The sequence below is a fragment of the Micromonospora sp. CPCC 205546 genome (assembly GCF_036902715.1).
Classification (GTDB): domain Bacteria; phylum Actinomycetota; class Actinomycetes; order Mycobacteriales; family Micromonosporaceae; genus Micromonospora.
The window spans coordinates 66,914-80,352 of record NZ_JBAKHL010000011.1 but is presented as its reverse complement, the minus strand read 5'-3'; the positions used below and the strand labels follow the sequence as shown (position 1 = coordinate 80,352).

Below are 13,439 nucleotides of genomic sequence, written 5' to 3'. Positions count from 1 at the left end.
CGGAGCAACGGAACTGGTCATGCGTTGGTCACACTCGCCGTCTCCCGGCTGCGGTCGACCATCCGGTTGATCAGCAGCACCCCGCCGGCCAGTGCCGCCGCGCCCAGACCGACCGTGGCCGCGATCCATGCCGGCCACGGGTCCGGCAGGTCCCCGCTCATCGAGCCGCGAAGCAGGTCGGCACTCCAGGAGAGGAAGACGACCCGGCTGAGCGGTTCCAACCAGCCCGGCAGAAGCGCGACCGGCACGAGCACACCGCCGAGAATGTAGAACGGGTACGTCAGGGCGTTCTGGAACACGTGCCTCGCCCGCGAGACGATGAAGATGGCGGCGAGCAGGGTGGCGGTGCCGGCCATCGCGAAGCAGGTGGCCAGCACGGCCAGCACGAACACCAGGGGTCGGTCGATCGGGATGTCCGCCCCGAACCCGACCACCGCCACCAGCCACGACTCGACGAAGGTCAGGGCGCCGGCCAGCGCGATCACGCTGATGCGCCCGAACACCACGAGGCTCATCGGCGTCAACGAGGCGACCAGCAGTTCGGTGCGGCCGCCTAGGCGATCCTCCTCGATGATCGAGGCGGCCAGGTCCAGCGACATCAGCCAGACTCCGATCAGGCCGGGGGCGAGGACCGCGTTCACCAGCAGTCCCGGCCGTTGGCCGTGCGTCACGAGCGACAGGAAGATGACGCTGAACAGCGGCGTCGTCAGAAGGATCATCAGGTGTCCGGGGCTGCGCCGGGTGAGGGCGACCTGCAACCGGAACGCCGCGGCGAGGGCGTTCAGCGCGCTCACACCGACATCGCCCTCGTGCCGACCAGCCGCAGGTAGATGTCCTCCAGCGAAGGCTCGCTCCGGCGGGCCGACAGCACGCCACGCCCGATCAGCCACACCAGGAGCTGCGCCACCGCCGCCGGGTCCCTCACCAGGGCGCGGTGGCCACCGGCACGGGCTTCGACGACCTCCACGAACGGCAGCGCCGCCACCTCGTCGAGCAGTGCCCGGTCGTCGCAACTGAAGTCGACACATTCCCGGGTGTCCAGGTAACGGCCGATGTGCTCGGTCGGCTCGTCGAGCACGAGACTGCCGTGGTCGATCAGGGTGACCCGGTCACAGAGCGCTTCGGCCTCCGCCATGTCGTGGGTGGTGAGGAATACCGTGCGCCCTTCCTTCCGCAATTCGTGCACCAGCGTCCGGAATTCGCGGGCAGCAACGGGGTCCATACCGGTCGTCGGTTCGTCGAAGAACAGAATTCGCGGCCCGTGGATCAGGCCACGGGCCAGGTGCAGCCGCTGTTTCATACCCCGGGAGAACGTCTCTACCGCGTCGTCGGCCCGATCACCGAGCCCGACCCGGTCCAACAACTCTGCGCACCTTCTCCGGGCCGTCCGGCGATCCAACCGGTACAGCGCGGCCCAGAAATCCAAATTCTGCCGCGCACTGATGCGGGGATAGAGACCCCGCTCCCCGCCGAAGACGACACCGACGTTCTCCCGCACCGCCCGAGGTGCCGCTGCCACGTCTTTGTCGAGGATCTTCGCCGTGCCGGAGGTGGGCAGGAGGACGGTGGACAGAATTTTGACCAGGGTGGTCTTTCCCGCTCCGTTCGGGCCGAGCAGGCCGAGAATCTCGCCGTCATCGACAGTTAGAGTGACGCCACGGAGAGCGACCTTCTCCTCCGCCTTACGCTTTGATCGATACACGCGAACCAAATCGCGGACCTCGACAACGGCTGGCATTCAGATCCCTTCGCTGCGACGCCGACCCCGAGCGCCGTCACACAGACACCTGACATCCCGACCTGCCCGGCATCCTGGCCAATATAGACGCCGCCGCCGAGGCAGGGAAGGCACTGCTACCATCGGAACGGCTTCCGCGCCGGCATTACTGAGCGCAATACCTGCGATACGGAAACCGTCGGTTATTCGGTCAGGAGGCGAACAAGTGGCGATTACGGAGTGGAACACGCTCCGCACCGGCTCGAGCGACGAGGTCGTACTCCTCGTCGACTTCAGCGCCGAGGCCAGCCGGATGACCGCCGGCTTCAGCAACCTCGTCCCGCTGCTGCCGGAGCGCTACACGGTACGGGCACCGCAGCGCGCCGCCTGGACCGGCGAGACCGACGGTGGCGCAGGGGCGGCGGCGAGACTCGAGCAGTGGCTCGCCACCGCGGACCAGTTCGGCGCGGAGGTCGTGGCCGTGCTCGGGTACTGCGCGGGCTGCCGGCTGAGCGCCGCGTTCGCCGACCGCCTCACCGGCCCGACCCCGCCCGCGGTGGTGTTCCTCGATCCGCTGCCCGTGTTCCCGGAGACGCTCCTGCACGAATACCAGGAGGCCGTCAACGGGCTCGCGCCCGACCTCGAACCGGCCGTCGTCGAGCTGGCCACGAGGCAGGCGCAGGATCGTGTCGGGACCGCTGCCGACCTGACCGAGCTCGCCACCTGGCTCAGCGGCTCCTACCGGGCCCTGGCGGTCGAGGGCTGCCGGAAACTCGGCATCGACGACGAGTTCACCGAGCAGTTGGTCGCCCGGCTGACCGACTATCTCCAGTACCTCACGATCGCGGCGGCCGCGCCGCCGCCCCGAAGCGCGCCGGACCTCGTGCTGCGCTCGAACACGCCGATGCCGTCCGTCCTGACGCAGGAGTACCCCGCCGCAGAGCTGGTCGATGTGCCCCGGGCCGACCTGCTCGGCAGCCGCGAGGTGGCCGACCTGGTGACGCGGGTGCTGAGTGCCGACGCGGCCGGAGCCGGCGAACACCGGTCCTGACCGGCGGCGAACAGGCTCGCTAAATCCTGTTCAACGCCCCCACCGCCGCGTCGATCACGCTCACCGACGACAGCGCCACGATCGAGGGCAGCGTGATCAGCCGCAGCCAGGTCCATGACGCTGGCGAGATCCACGACTACCGGCCCTCGCCGTCGACGTCGCCGCTGCCCGTGACCGGAGGGCGCACCGGCGTGGGGTCGGTTGTCCGCAACCCGGCATCTCCTCGCGGGTCCGATTGGTGACTACCCAGCCACGCATCGCGACCGCCCTGCATAGCGTCACGGGATGCAGCCGATGGAGCCAACCCCCGCGCAAGCCTCCAGCCCTCCGCCGACGCCCGTCCGAGCCTCCGGCCCCACGCCCGTGCCGGTTCACCGCGACGAGCCGGTCCACCCGCCGCAGGGCACCGCTTCCGGCCCCGCGCCGGCCCCGCAACCGGATCAGGCACTGACCGCGCGTCTGGCGCACTGGTCCGCCACCGAGCAGGTGGTCACCGACGTGGTGAGCGCCCTGAACACCGCGTACGGCACGCCGCTGACGGTGGCACTTCTCGACACGCCCGTCGGCAGCGACCACCTGCCGGCCACCAACACCATCGTCCTGTCCTCGAAGTACGCCACACCCGGGCTCGCCACCGTCGCCGACAAGCTGATCCTGTACCGGTTGGCCACGGCGTTCGAATCCCTCGGCGTGAACGCGAGCGAGGCGGTGGCACTTCAGGCGTACAACGGGCGGCAGCAACGGCTGTGGCGGCTGGCGAACCCGCCACAGGACCCGCCGCCCGCGGACGTGTACCGGTTCTACCACGGCACCAACCGGTGCAACTACCACGGCGACGGCATCCGGATCACGGGTCTGGCACCCGACATGGCCGGCAGCGCCATCGGCTGCAAGCGCTGGGAGAGACACGACATCGCCAGGGAGAGCAAGGACCAGGGCTGGAACACCGTCACCCTCGACTTCGAGATCGCGCTGTCCTACGCCCGGCAGCACACCGAGTGGGCCATGGGGATGAAACGCAACGAGCCGGCCCTGCGTGACGTCGCCGACGAGGGCGGGCTCGTCCTCACCTTCGACGTGCCGAAAGAGGCCGTCGACGGCAACGACCGGTGGCGCCGGGACAACAGTGGCGACCCGAACAACTTCCAGACCCAGGAAGCGGTACCGGCGCAGCGGATCCGGGTGGCAGAGGAGCTGGGCATCCCGGGGCCCTTGACCGCCGTCGCGCCGCCGCCGATCTCCACCGGTGCCCCGAGGGCCAAGGCGGACCCTCCGTCGGCCACCGGCCGGCGTCGCGTCTACCGCCCGGCCGGCTCCTGAAAGGCCGCGAACTCATGCTCGAGGAGGGGTGAGCGGTACGTCGACGTGTTCCCCGGCGCGGGCGGCGTGACCTGCCCGGTCCAGGAGAGCGACCAGGGACGCCACCGGCGGCCCCGCCCCGTGGGCTCGGTCGCCCTGCCCGCAGCCGACGACACGGCGCTTATGACATCGAGAGATCTAGTGGTATAACTCTCCTTGATCATGGGCGCCGCGACATCAGCCGAGCTGCGAAAGCTGGTCACGCTCCGTCCACACGGAGAACTCCTGGAGGACTGATGCTCATCGGTTTCGTACGGGCTGCGGCAGCCGTCGTGCTCGCCGCCGGTGCCGCTCTCGTGCCGGCGACCGCCGCCAACGCTCACCCCGATGCCGACCGGGTCAACGTGTACCCGCCGATCCAGGGATCTTCCACGTGGGACCGCTTCGGGCTGTCCGCGCCCGCCTCACACCACGTCGTGTTCGGCAACTGGGGCTACCTCAACGACTGGTCGGTCGACATCTATCGCAACCCGGGCGCCACCGTGGTCTCCCCCTTCGGCAGCAAGACCACGTCCGGCCACCCCGTCGCGGTGAAGGTGGTGACCGTCCGGCCCGGGTGCGCGACCGGCAATCTCGCGGATGGCGGTTACCGCATCGGTCTGGAGGCACGTGACACCACGACCGGGCAGATCCTGGCCAGGGCAGACGTGATGCACGTGAACAGAAAGCCCAGCGGCATCGTGGTGGGCGCGTCCGTAGGGCCCTGGACCAAGCTTGGCGAGACCGGCAGGTTCCGCTGGTCCAGCTGCTACCAGGTCAACGGCGACAGCGGCGCCCACATCCATCTCGAAGTGATCAACCAGCACCGGTACTCCTGCTACGTCCGCCGTGCCGCGAACACCACACTCAACGACCTGACGGTGATCGGCGTCGCCGGCACGCACCACACCGGGCAGCGGCAGGCCTGCTGACGTACGGCCTCCTCCGCGACCCCACGGCTGCGGGGCCCTGCGGAGCGTGGGCGGCTTCGGCGGCTGGCCGCGCCACGACGAACCGACGGCCGACCGGACCACACGGAGCTGGCCGGGCAGTCCCGGCTCGGCCGTCTCCCACCGTGGCGCCGGTCCTCGCCGGTGCCGGTCAGCGGGTCTTCTTCGTCGCCCGCTTGCGAGGTGGCGTCAACAGGTCGGCGACCGCGGCGATCGCGGACGGCACCAGGCGGTAGTACGCCCAGACGCCGCGCTTCTCACGCTCCAGCAGGCCGGCCTCGGTGAGGATCCGAAGGTGGTGACTCACGGTCGGCTGGGAGAGACCGAGCGGCGCGGTGAGGTCGGTCACGGAGGCTTCGCCCTCCGGGGACGACTGGATCAGGCTGAGCAGTCGCAGCCGGGCCGGGTCGGCGAATGCCTTCAGCACCCCCGCCAGCCGCTCGGCATCGGCGCGCTTGATCGGCTCGCCGGCAAGGGGCGAGATGGCAGGCGTCGTAGTTTTCGCAGTTCCCACGTCTTGCATCGTTGCAGCAACACCGCCTACAGGCCGGTCAAACGAGGGCTGGATCACGATGAGTTCGCCGGAAGGAGCGATACGAGGTGCGGGCGCGGCGGCCGCTCCCGATGCGCTGCTCGCCCGGAAACGACCCCCCGCCAACGCCGCCGGGAGGCACGGCCAGCCGGGGAGCGCCCGACGGTACGGACCGACGCCGGACAATGATCGGCGTGGTAGGGACATCCCGGCCACCGGCAGGTTGCCGGGCGGCGCGGCGGTGGCTGTGGCCTACGCGGCCGTGCCCGGTTCGACGGTGAGCAGTGCGGCGAGTTGGCGCAGGATGGCGGGCCGGGCCCGGTAGTACACCCAGGTGCCCCGCCGCTCGGCATCGACGAGGCCTGCCTCGCGCAGCGTCCTGAGGTGATGCGAGATGGTCGGCCCGGTCAGGTCGAACGCGGGGGTCAGGTCACACACGCACGCCTCCCCGCCCGCGGCGGAAGCGATCATCGACATCAACCGCAGTCGCACCGGGTCACCGAGCGCCTTGAACGCGGGCGCGAGGACAGCGGCGGTCTCGGCCGGCACCCGGCGCTGCGCCAGCGGCGGGCAGCACGGCGTGTCGGCGCTGAGGTCGATGACGGGATGCGGGGCCGCTCGGCGTGACATGACCCTAGGTTGACAGACGTCTAATCAGCGTGCAAATCTGCTTCGACGGACGTCAAGACAGGCGTCGCGGGAAGGGGTTCCCCATGCTCGGTCGGACGGTCGGGAAGATCGTCGCCGCCGTCGTCATGGGCGCCGCCCCCCACCCGGACGGAGCCCGCCGATGACCGGCGTCACCGTCCGTCCCATGGCGGCCGACGACGCCGAGCGGGTCCTCGCCATCCACCAGGCGGGCCTCGACGGCGGGCACGCCAGCTTCGAGACCGACGCACCCACCTGGGCGGCGTTCGACTCCGCAAGGCTGCCCGCGCACCGCTTCGTGGCCGTCGACGGCGACGACCTCGTCCTCGGCTGGATCGCCGTCTCGCCCACCTCGACGCGCGCCGTCTACGCCGGCGTGGTGGAGCACTCCGTCTACGTCGACCCCGCCGCCCACGGCCGAGGTGCCGGCCGGCTGCTCCTCGACGCGGTGATCGCCTCCACCGAGGCCGCCGGCATCTGGACCATCCAGTCCGGCGTCTTCCCCGAGAACACCGCCAGCCTCGTCCTGCACCAGCGCGCCGGCTTCCGGATCATCGGCACCCGCGAACGCGTCGGCCGTCACCACGGCCGATGGCGCGACGTCGTCCTGCTCGAACGCCGCAGCCCCGTCATCACCTGACCAGGCCCAGCCCCAGGCAGGACCGCCGTCCACCCGTTTGATTCGACAACCAAAAACCCAGAGGAGTCGTCTGATGAGCCCCGTGGACAAGCTGCCCGTCGTGGTGATCGGTGCCGGGCCGGTCGGTCTGGCCGCCGCCGCACACCTGCACGAACGCGGCATCGCCTTCACCGTCCTCGAAGCCGGCGACGCCGCCGGCGCCGCGGTGCGACAGTGGGGGCACGTGCGGGCGTTCTCCCCATGGCGCTACGACATCGACCCAGCCGCCCGCCGCCTGCTCGACGACGCGGGTTGGGTCGCTCCCGACCTGGAGGCCCTGCCCACCGGCGCGGCACTCGTCACCGACTACCTCCAGCCCCTCGCGGAGCTACCGCAGCTCAAACCGCACGTGCGTTACGGCACCCGCGTCGACGCGATCAGCCGACTCGGCCTGGACCGGCTGCGCACCGCCGGCCGCGACACCACCCCGTTCCTCATCCGCCTCGCCGACGGCGAGGAGATCCTGGCCCGGGCGGTCGTCGACGCCTCCGGCACCTGGGGCACCCCGAACGTCCTCGGCGCGTCCGGTCTGCCCGCCCGCGGTGAGCGGGACGTGGCCGGGTATCTGGAGCACGCGCTGCCGGACGTCCTCGGCGCCGACCGGGACCGGTTCGCCGGCCGGCACACCCTCGTCGTCGGGGCCGGCCACTCCGCCGCCAACACCCTGCTCTCCCTCGCCGAACTGGCCGCCGACCACCCGGGCACCGAGGTGACCTGGGCGATCCGGACCTCCTCGCCGGCGCGCACCTACGGCGGCGGAGACGCCGACGCCCTCCCAGCCCGCGGCGCGCTCGGCTCCCGGCTGCGCGACCACGTCGACGCCGGCCGGATCCGGCTGCTCACCGGCTTCTCCGTGCACGCCCTCACCCGGACCGCCGACCGGGTCACCGTGGTCGTCCGGCACGCCGACGGCGGCGAGGAGCCGGTCACCGTGGACCGCGTCGTCGCGGCCACCGGCTTCCGTCCCGACCACACCATCGCCTCCGAACTGCGCCTGGACCTCGACCCGGTCATGGGCGCCAGCCGCGCCCTCGCCCCGCTGATCGACCCCAACGAGCACTCCTGCGGCACCGTCCCCCCGCACGGCGTCGACGAGCTCACCCACCCCGAGCCCGGCTACTACGCCGTCGGCATGAAGAGCTACGGCCGCGCCCCCACCTTCCTCATGGCCACCGGCTACGAGCAGGTCCGCTCCGTGGTCGCCGCCCTCGCCGGCGACTGGCGGGCAGCCCGCGACGTCCAGCTCGACCTGCCCGAAACCGGTGTGTGCAACAGCAACCCCGACGACTCGGCGGTCAGCGACGGCTGCTGCGGGCCCGCGCCTGCGGGACGGGGGCTGGCCACCGGCGTCTCCGGGGGCCTGCTGGCCGCGCCGCCGCGGCTGGTCTCCCTCGACGTCGCACCCGCTGACGGTCAGGCCGGAGGCTGCTGCGGCAGCTGATGCCACCACCACGGTGCCCGCCGACCCCACGGTCGGCGGGCACCGCGCCCACGACTGGCGGGTCGCCGCCGCCCTTACGCCATCACCTCGACCATCGGCGACGGCTCCGCCGGCGGTCACGGTGGTGGCCGTGCGCGGTCGACACCGGTCCTGCGGCGACGCCCGTCTGCGGCCACGGAGATGGTGTACGACCTGCCTGTGATGCCGCGTCGCATGAGCCCCGTGCGGCACGCGGTCGAGCTCCGCGAACGCCCCCACTCACGGCTGGAAGTACTCCGACATCAGGCGGCTGACCCATTCCGGCTGCCTGACGTTCACCGGCAGGAACTCCGCCATGGTCGGCTTCAGGTCGATGACCGGGGTGCCGGAGACCGCGTCGAGACCGATCACCGTCAACTCGCGGGCGTGGACGGATTCGATGGCGCAGCACGTCACCCCGATGCGGTTCGGCCTGCGGGGGCCACGGCCGGCGAACACGCCCACGGACGGGAGGTCGGCACGGCCGCGGTAGGGGCGGGGTTCGCGGTGGTCGCCATGTTCCGGGAACTGGTCGAAGACGAAGAGGACCTCCACGTGGGAAAAGCCCTCCAGCCCCTGGAGGCACGCCTCGCCGAAGCGCTCGTCGATGGTGATCGTGCTGCGGACCGCACCCCAGTTGTCCGTGTGCTGGACATCCGTCCGGTCGTTCTGGACCGTACCTATCGGGGTGATCTCGAAGCTGTGCATGGCTGGACACCTGTCGGGTGGGGGTCGGTTCCAGGTCCACGGTGAGGCTCCTGGGCATCGACCGGTCGGGTGTGTGACTCGGCTCGGCCGGCGCACACCAGGGCGCACCCGCCCGCGGGTGGTGGCCGAGGCGGCGTGCCAAGCGGCTAGGCGACGAGCAGGAGCACGCTGATCGCCAGCATCACCAGGGCCGTGGCCCCGTGGATGCCGTAGACGGCCGTCCTGGGCCCGTTGCTGCGCCACACGATCAGTGCGTCGCCGGCGGGTATGGCGGCGGCGGCCAGCATGAACCAGCCCAGCAGGTGGGGTGTCGCTCCCGCGAGCAGGATGAGGATGAAGAGCCCCGAGGCCATGTCGCGCACCGCCTTGACGGACAGCCAGGCCTGGAAGGTGCGGTCCTCGGTCGGCGTGCCGGGGATCCCGAAGCCGACTGCGGCCTGCGGCGCCCGGAAGGCACGCGCGCTGATGACGATGATGCTCAGGCCGACCAGTCCGGCGAGCACGTTGGCGACGTTGACGAGCATGCGCTGTCCCCTCCACGAAAAGGCCGAATCTAGCGTCGCTAGAAACTATAGCGACGGTACTCTATCGCCGGCAGCGCGTCTAGCGCCGCTAGGATGGCTCCATGTCCGCCATCAGTGAGCGCCGTGAACGCGAACGCGCCCACCGTCATCAGCTGATCATCACGGCCGCGCGCGAACTCGCGGAGGCCGAAGGCTGGGAGGCGGTGACGACACGGCGGCTGGCGGAGCGCGTCGAGTACAGCCAGCCGGTTCTGTACAGCCATTTCCACGGTAAGGACGCCATCGTGAGCGCCGTCGCCCTCGACGGATTCAGCGAGCTCGCCGCCCACCTACGCCGCGCGCGACAGGCCGCCCCCGAGCTCGGACAGAGCCTGCGCGCCGTCTGCCGCGCCTACCTGGAGTTCGCGACCGAGCGACCCGCCCTGTACCAGGCCATGTTCATCCTGCCCACCGACCTGAAGTTCGCGAGCACCGAGACACCGCCCCCGCTGCGGGCTTCCTTCGACGAGTTCGTCAGCTGCTTCCGCCCGGACAACGAGCGGCGCGAACTATTCGCCGAAGTCCTCTGGAGCGCGTTGCACGGCATCGCCGTCCTGTCGGAAAGCGGCCGCATCCCCCTTCAGGGACAGGAGGAACGACTCGACTTCCTCATCACCCGGATCGCCGGCACTTCGAGTCCGGCGCCGGGGCACGCGTCGTAGCCGACCTTGCTGGGGACGCGGGCCTGATCCCGCAGTGGCGCAGTGGCGCAGTGGCGCAGTGGCGCAGTGGCGCAGTGGCGCAGTTGAGCATGGTTGGTGCGCAGGTGCGGGCGAGGTCGTGTGCCGCCGCCCCTGTCCTGACGCCGCTGCCGAGCGCCTCACAGCTGGTGCAGGATCACCGGGTCCTTGATCTTCTTGTCGGCCGCCAGCAGCAGCGCCTTGCTGATGATCTCGGCGAGCCGGCTGTCGCCTTCGAAGGGCAGGAACAGCTCCGGCTCCTTCGCCTTCGCCGACTCGGGGATGATGCACAGGTAGCGGTCCTCCCCGGCGATCAGGATGTTGCCGGTGCCGCAGTGGATGCGATACGTGTGCAGATCGCCGCGTACCTCGAGGAACCTGTCGGTGAGGGTGCAGCGGTCGGCGATCGCCAGCCGAGGGATCAGCTCGGCCAACGCCTCCCGGCGCGTGTGACCGGGCGGAGTGAGGTCGCCGAAGCTGTTCCGTGCCCAGTAGTCGCGGTAGCGGCCCCCGGGGCCGCCGTCGTACCAGTTCGGGTCGTTGCCAACCCCGGCCGCGGCCACGAACAGGTCGACGTCGCGCATCACCTCGCTCAGCACGACCGGCGGAACCTGCTCCAGCGGCACCGGGGTGCGGTCTTCCCTGGTGATCCGCAGTTGGTCGGTCGACATCGTGTCGAACACCAGGTCGTCGCCGCGATCCTCGATCCCGGCGATGTGCAGCTCGGCACGCAGTTCCCTATCCGGCAGGGCCAGCCATGGGGTGCCGTAGCCCGCGCCGTTGGCACGGTGCTGGACGTACGACCAGCCACGCCGCGACAGCAGCGCGTTGAGACGGTGCTGGCGCACGATGTGCGCGGCGAACCGGTTGGAGTACGTGCCGGTGGCCCGTTCCGCGTCGGTCAGCAGGTACTGCTCGCGGTGTGCCTGCTTGAACGGCTGGGTGATCCTGTGCCGGGCCAGGAAGTCCCGCCAGGGCAGGACCGCGGTCGGGTCGGCCACCGGGTGCCACAGTCGGACCGAGGCGTCGCCAACGGGCTCGATCACCGTGTCGTCCACCGTCCGCAGGGCGTCACCGCCCCAGCAGCAGGCGACGCCGTCGACGGTCCAGATGAGCCGCCGGGCCAGGGCCCGAGCCAGCGGGTGATCCAGGAATCGTTCGCGCCACTGCTCGACGGTCCACGTACGGTCGCGGCGCAGCAGCCGCTCCAGTCGATCGCGGGTGGCGATCAGCGTGGCACCGACGTCCGCGACGGTCGCCTTCAGTTCCTTCAGCTCGTCGCCGTGGCCCCTGCGTACCTGCGCCGGAGGAGCCTTGACCACCTTGCCGTCAGCGTCGCGCCACACCAGGACGGCGTCGGTGCCGCGCACCTCGAGCTCGTACGAACAGTCACCCAGCTTGTCCGCGAGCGGCAGCCCGAAGCCGGGCAGGGCCATCTCCTCGACGTCCTCACGGCCGACGCCCGCAGCCTCGGCGTGCGTGGCCAGTCCGTTCTCGACGATGCGCAGCGTGCTCTTGTAGGTCAGCCGCGACGCCAGCCGCGCCAACTGTGCGAGGGCGGCGGGATGGTCGGCGTCGACGAGCGCCGCGACCGCCACGTTCGCCAGTTTGGGGCTCGCCGGACCGTGCCCTGGAACCTTGCGGGCGGCCCGTTCCGCGATCTGGCCGAGGCTACGTAGGGTCTGCTCCGACGGCGGGCACATCGCTCGCATCCAGATCAGGCCCCACAGCAGCCCGACGTTGTGACGGTCGGCCAGGCGCGGTGGAAAGTCCGCGTAGTGGCCGTAGCAACACGTGCCGGTCATCCGCAGCGGCATGCTGCGCGCCAGGCCCACCAGTGGAAGCCAGTCGTCGAGCCGACCGGTGAACTCGTCGCCGCCGACCGCGTCGAGCAGGAGCCGGGCGCTCTTCTGCCAGGCGGCCGTGGGTCTCGACCTGTCCTTGCCGAGCAGGCAGTGGGCGAGCAGCGCGTGCCACGCGGACCGGCGCTCCTCCGGCATCGCCTCGATGTCCGCGACGGCACGGTCGGCCCATGGCTCACCGACGTTGACGGTGGGCCACATCGTCTCGTCCTCGTCGCCCAGGTCGCGCACTCTGCCCTCGATCCGCGTCCGGCGCCAGGTCGCGAGCGCCGCCGGGTGCGTGCGTCCGGCGAGGTGCTCCGTCCTGATGGACTCCCAGGTGAAGCTCACGAGATCCAGGCTCCAGTTGCCGAACCCCAACCATGCCTGACCGCCCAGCCGGTCCAGCCACGCGGACCCGTTGAGCCCACCGGCCGAGAGCAGGGCGAGGATCAGCGTTCTCCGCCCGCTGCTCTCCTGCTCCGGCACCGTCAACGCGTCGAACACCGCCTGCCGCACCGGAAGCGGCTGCGCGCGCAGGAGTGGCTCCGCGCGGGACCACATCTCGTCGCGGGCGTCATCCCACAGGGTCTTGGCACCGTAGGGGACGTCCGACAGGTATCCGATCACCGTCATCGCCGCGGCGAACCGGCTGTCGTGGTCCGCCTCGGCGCCGCCCAGCGCCGCCACCGCAGCCCCGAGCGACTCGGCCTGCCGCGTGGCCTCCGCAAGGAGCTCGACCTGCGGGGGAGCGAGATCGTACGGTCCGTCCGGGTCGTTGAGCGCGGCGAGCAGCGCCCGGGCCGTGGCAGGCGGCGCCCAGCCGCACACCATGGCCACGTAACTGACGAAATCCCGCTGACCACCGGGGCTGAGGGTGCCGTAGTCGCGCCGCTCGCACCGCTCCCTGGTGCGGGTGACCACCTGCCGCAGCGCCGCCTCCGGGTCGAACGTGCCCATCAGCCACCCACCAGCGGTACGAGCTTGAGGAAGGTGACCCGGGACCCCCCGTGCAGGCGGATCCTCTCGTCCAGGCCGGTCACCTGGCGGTCGTCGACCAGCACCACGAAACCGTTACGGCCGAACGCGTCAAGGGTCATCCGGGTCCGCTCCTCCGGATCCACCTGCGCGCCGGACTCGGCCACCTCCAGGAACACGCGCCGGCGGATCAACTCGTCGAGACGCACCGTCTCCTCGAAGATCTCCATGGTCCATTCAGGCCCGCGGGGCCCTCCGGTTACTTCATCGACGACTGTGACCAGCGGCATGGCGC

Annotated in this window: 14 protein-coding genes; 6 read left to right on the top strand and 8 right to left on the bottom strand. The window is 70.8% G+C overall.

What is annotated here, in order from left to right; all coding sequences use genetic code 11:
• Positions 1-17: 17 nt before the first annotated feature.
• Both V6U77_RS09155 and V6U77_RS09150 read right to left on the bottom strand, forming a co-directional pair.
• A complete protein-coding gene (locus V6U77_RS09155; RefSeq protein WP_334605811.1) occupies positions 18-794 on the bottom strand; it encodes an ABC transporter permease in 777 nt (258 codons plus the stop codon).
• Positions 791-1,738 carry an ABC transporter ATP-binding protein gene (locus V6U77_RS09150; RefSeq protein WP_334605810.1) on the bottom strand — a complete coding sequence of 316 codons (948 nt, stop codon included), beginning with the start codon at positions 1,736-1,738 and terminating at the stop codon, positions 791-793. The genes V6U77_RS09155 and V6U77_RS09150 overlap by 4 nt, the downstream gene beginning before the upstream one ends.
• Before the next feature lie 205 nt (positions 1,739-1,943).
• Here V6U77_RS09150 and V6U77_RS09145 point away from each other — a divergent pair, with 205 nt between their 5' ends.
• The 3 genes from V6U77_RS09145 to V6U77_RS09135 all read left to right on the top strand — a co-directional run bounded on the left by V6U77_RS09145 (position 1,944) and on the right by V6U77_RS09135 (position 5,038).
• Positions 1,944-2,768: a hypothetical protein gene (locus V6U77_RS09145; protein WP_334605809.1), complete on the top strand. Its 825-nt coding sequence runs from the start codon at positions 1,944-1,946 to the stop codon at positions 2,766-2,768.
• A gap of 363 nt (positions 2,769-3,131) precedes the next feature.
• Complete coding sequence (locus V6U77_RS09140) at positions 3,132-4,088, top strand: hypothetical protein (RefSeq protein ID WP_334605808.1); 957 nt, start codon at positions 3,132-3,134, stop codon at positions 4,086-4,088.
• 311 nt (positions 4,089-4,399) lie between these two features.
• Entirely contained in the window at positions 4,400-5,038 is a 639-nt protein-coding gene (locus V6U77_RS09135; protein WP_334605807.1) for a hypothetical protein, read from the top strand.
• Positions 5,039-5,207: 169 nt separating this feature from the next.
• On the opposite strand, the gene V6U77_RS09130 is transcribed toward V6U77_RS09135, so the two are convergent.
• Both V6U77_RS09130 and V6U77_RS09125 read right to left on the bottom strand, forming a co-directional pair.
• On the bottom strand, positions 5,208-5,579 hold the full coding sequence (locus tag V6U77_RS09130; RefSeq protein ID WP_334605806.1) for an ArsR/SmtB family transcription factor: 372 nt from the start codon (positions 5,577-5,579) through the stop codon (positions 5,208-5,210).
• Between the two features lie 261 nt (positions 5,580-5,840).
• Positions 5,841-6,218 carry an ArsR/SmtB family transcription factor gene (locus tag V6U77_RS09125; RefSeq protein WP_334605805.1) on the bottom strand — a complete coding sequence of 126 codons (378 nt, stop codon included), beginning with the start codon at positions 6,216-6,218 and terminating at the stop codon, positions 5,841-5,843.
• A 160-nt stretch (positions 6,219-6,378) separates the two neighbouring features.
• Between V6U77_RS09125 and V6U77_RS09120 the strand changes: the two genes are divergently transcribed.
• Entirely contained in the window at positions 6,379-6,876 is a 498-nt protein-coding gene (locus tag V6U77_RS09120) for a GNAT family N-acetyltransferase (protein ID WP_334605804.1), read from the top strand.
• Positions 6,877-6,949: 73 nt separating this feature from the next.
• Positions 6,950-8,356 (top strand): FAD-dependent oxidoreductase, encoded by a 1,407-nt coding sequence (locus V6U77_RS09115; protein ID WP_334605803.1) that lies wholly within the window; start codon positions 6,950-6,952, stop codon positions 8,354-8,356.
• Between the two features lie 258 nt (positions 8,357-8,614).
• Here V6U77_RS09115 and V6U77_RS09110 read toward each other — a convergent pair whose 3' ends face one another.
• Both V6U77_RS09110 and V6U77_RS09105 read right to left on the bottom strand, forming a co-directional pair.
• Entirely contained in the window at positions 8,615-9,082 is a 468-nt protein-coding gene (locus V6U77_RS09110; protein ID WP_334605802.1) for an SAM-dependent methyltransferase, read from the bottom strand.
• A 146-nt stretch (positions 9,083-9,228) separates the two neighbouring features.
• Complete coding sequence (locus V6U77_RS09105) at positions 9,229-9,606, bottom strand: DUF4267 domain-containing protein (protein ID WP_334605801.1); 378 nt, start codon at positions 9,604-9,606, stop codon at positions 9,229-9,231.
• Positions 9,607-9,707: 101 nt separating this feature from the next.
• On the opposite strand from V6U77_RS09105, the gene V6U77_RS09100 reads away from it, so the two are divergent.
• Positions 9,708-10,307: a TetR/AcrR family transcriptional regulator gene (locus V6U77_RS09100; protein WP_334605800.1), complete on the top strand. Its 600-nt coding sequence runs from the start codon at positions 9,708-9,710 to the stop codon at positions 10,305-10,307.
• 158 nt (positions 10,308-10,465) lie between these two features.
• Here V6U77_RS09100 and V6U77_RS09095 read toward each other — a convergent pair whose 3' ends face one another.
• Together V6U77_RS09095 and V6U77_RS09090 are read right to left on the bottom strand one after the other, a co-directional pair.
• Positions 10,466-13,126, bottom strand: a complete 2,661-nt coding sequence (locus tag V6U77_RS09095) for a DUF4132 domain-containing protein (RefSeq protein WP_334605799.1) — start codon at positions 13,124-13,126, stop codon at positions 10,466-10,468.
• Positions 13,126-13,434: a hypothetical protein gene (locus V6U77_RS09090; protein ID WP_334605798.1), complete on the bottom strand. Its 309-nt coding sequence runs from the start codon at positions 13,432-13,434 to the stop codon at positions 13,126-13,128. Before V6U77_RS09090 ends, V6U77_RS09095 begins: the two co-directional genes overlap by 1 nt.
• Positions 13,435-13,439: the final 5 nt, after the last annotated feature.